Below are 2,288 nucleotides of genomic sequence, written 5' to 3' on the forward strand. Positions count from 1 at the left end.
GGTACGCCGTGATCCGAAGGCGCAGGCGCGGTGATGGGCGGATCCCCGCATGGCCCGGTTCATGTCGAGTTTCGTGGCGTCAGCAAGCGCTACGGGCAGACCGTCCAGGCGGTGCGTCAGCTCGACCTGGAAATCATGCGCGGCGAATTCCTGACGCTGCTGGGGCCTTCGGGATCCGGCAAGACGACGGCGTTGATGATGCTTGCCGGATTCGAGGATACGACCGAGGGCGAAATCCTCATTGACGGTCAGCGCATCGACAACGTTCCCGCCAATCGTCGCGGCATCGGCATGGTGTTCCAGAACTACGCGCTTTTCCCGCACATGACGGTCGCCGAAAATCTGGCTTTCCCACTCGAGGTCCGCAAACTTGGCCGCGAGGAGGTGACGCAACGTGTCAGGAACGTTCTCGACATGGTCCAGTTGCCCGAATTCGGCAACCGGCGTCCGGCGCAGCTTTCGGGTGGGCAGCAACAACGCGTCGCGGTTGCCCGCGCCCTGATCTTCGAACCAAATCTTGTCCTGATGGACGAACCGCTCGGCGCCCTAGACAAGCAACTGCGCGAGCAGATGCAGTTCGAAATCAAGGAAATCCATGCCCGGCTTGGCGTCACGTTCGTTTATGTGACCCACGACCAGACCGAGGCGCTGACCATGTCCGACCGGATCGCGGTGTTCAGCGCCGGCCGCATCGAGCAGCTTTCGACACCACGCGAACTGTATGAGCGTCCGACGGGCAGCTTTGTGGCGAGCTTCATCGGCGAGAACAACCGCATGTCCGGCACCGTGCTTGCCGGCGGTGAAAATGGTGGCGTGGCCGTCCATCTCGACGATGGCGATCTGGTGTTGAACGCCATTTCCCCTGGCGCGACGCCCCCTACGGGCGCCAGGGTGACGCTGTCGATCAGGCCCGAGCGCATGTCCTTATTGCACGAAGGCTCCACCGCCCTCAACGTGATCGCGGCAACCGTCGTTCAGTCCGTCTATGTCGGCGATCACATCCGGCTCGTCGCTGTGACGGCGGGCGGCCTGAAATTCATTGTCAAGCTTGCCGCATCGTCGTCTCGGTCCGAACTCAATGCGGGCGAGGCGGTTCGATTGGGCTGTGGTCGTGAGGATTGCCTCGCTCTCGATAGATAACAACAAAAGGCAGACAAGGGAGAGTTCAACCATGAAGAAATCGCCGAAAGTCGTCATCACCTGTGCGGTCACCGGCTCGATCCACACGCCGACGATGAGCCCGTATCTGCCGATAACGCCGTCCGAGATCGTCGACGCCGCTGTCGGAGCAGCCGAAGCCGGGGCGTCGGTGATCCATCTGCATGCCCGCGATCCGGAGACCGGCAAGCCTACCCCTGATCCCAGGCTGTTTATGGATTTCCTGCCGCGCATCAAGCAGCAGACCGACGCCGTGATGAACATTTCCACCGGCGGCGGGCTGAAGATGACCCTCGAAGAGCGCCTTGAAGCGGCGCACGCTTCGAAGCCGGAACTCTGCTCGCTCAATATGGGATCTATGAATTTCGCCTTGCACCACATCGCGCCGAAATACACCGACTGGAAGTACGACTGGGAGAAGGGCTATCTGGAAGACACAAAGAAGGGCATCGTCTCCAACACGTTCGAGCAGATCGAGCGGATCATCGTCGAGGTCGGCCAGGCTTATGGCACGAAGTTCGAGTTCGAGTGCTACGATGTCAGTCACCTCTACACGCTTGCGCACTTTCTCGACCGCAAGCTGCTGAAGCCGCCGCTTTTCGTCCAGACGATCTTCGGGCTGCTGGGCGGTATCGGCGCCGACCCAGAAGACATGATGCACATGCGCAGGACGGCTGATCGGCTGTTCGGAGACGACTATCTCTGGTCGATCCTTGCCGCGGGCAAGCACCAGATAAATCTCTGCACGATGGGCGCGATCATGGGCGGCAATGTACGGGTCGGTTTGGAAGACAGCCTCTATGTCGGCAAGGGCACGCTCGCCAAGAGCAATGCCGAACAGGTGGCCAAGATAAAGCGCATTCTCAACGAGTTGTCGCTCGAAATCGCGACGCCCGACGAAGCCCGTCAACTGCTGGATCTCAAGGGCGCACATGAGGTCGGGTTTTGACGCCCCCCGGCATCGAAACCTATGTCGGCGTCGTGCATCCTTGGATGTGCGACGCGATGGGCCATCTCAACGTTCGTCATTATGTGGCGATGTTCGATGACGCCAGTTTCCAGTTGCTGGGCAGGATTGCCGATCCTCGTTTGACGCCGACCCTTGGCTGGGCGGATGTGAGGATGGAGAT

At 60.4% G+C, this 2,288-nt stretch carries 2 protein-coding genes and 1 pseudogene; all 3 read left to right on the top strand.

What is annotated here, in order from left to right:
• The first annotated feature begins 33 nt into the window (after positions 1-33).
• Positions 34-1,140: an ABC transporter ATP-binding protein gene (locus EN991_RS32790; RefSeq protein WP_063168756.1), complete on the top strand. Its 1,107-nt coding sequence runs from the start codon at positions 34-36 to the stop codon at positions 1,138-1,140.
• A gap of 31 nt (positions 1,141-1,171) precedes the next feature.
• Positions 1,172-2,107, top strand: a complete 936-nt coding sequence (locus EN991_RS32795) for a 3-keto-5-aminohexanoate cleavage protein (RefSeq protein ID WP_063168755.1) — start codon at positions 1,172-1,174, stop codon at positions 2,105-2,107.
• Positions 2,104-2,288 (top strand): annotated as a pseudogene (locus EN991_RS40450) (acyl-CoA thioesterase); the annotation flags it as partial. The gene EN991_RS32795 and the pseudogene EN991_RS40450, both read left to right, overlap by 4 nt.

This window comes from Mesorhizobium sp. M7A.F.Ca.US.005.03.2.1, from assembly GCF_003997795.1.
GTDB lineage: Bacteria > Pseudomonadota > Alphaproteobacteria > Rhizobiales > Rhizobiaceae > Mesorhizobium > Mesorhizobium ciceri.

Bases quoted from the DNA above. Each gene is read 5' to 3' on its own strand.
- EN991_RS32790 (WP_063168756.1), top strand. From the start codon at position 34: ATGGGCGGATCCCCGCATGGCCCGGTTCATGTCGAGTTTCGTGGCGTC.
- EN991_RS32795 (WP_063168755.1), top strand. From the start codon at position 1,172: ATGAAGAAATCGCCGAAAGTCGTCATCACCTGTGCGGTCACCGGCTCG.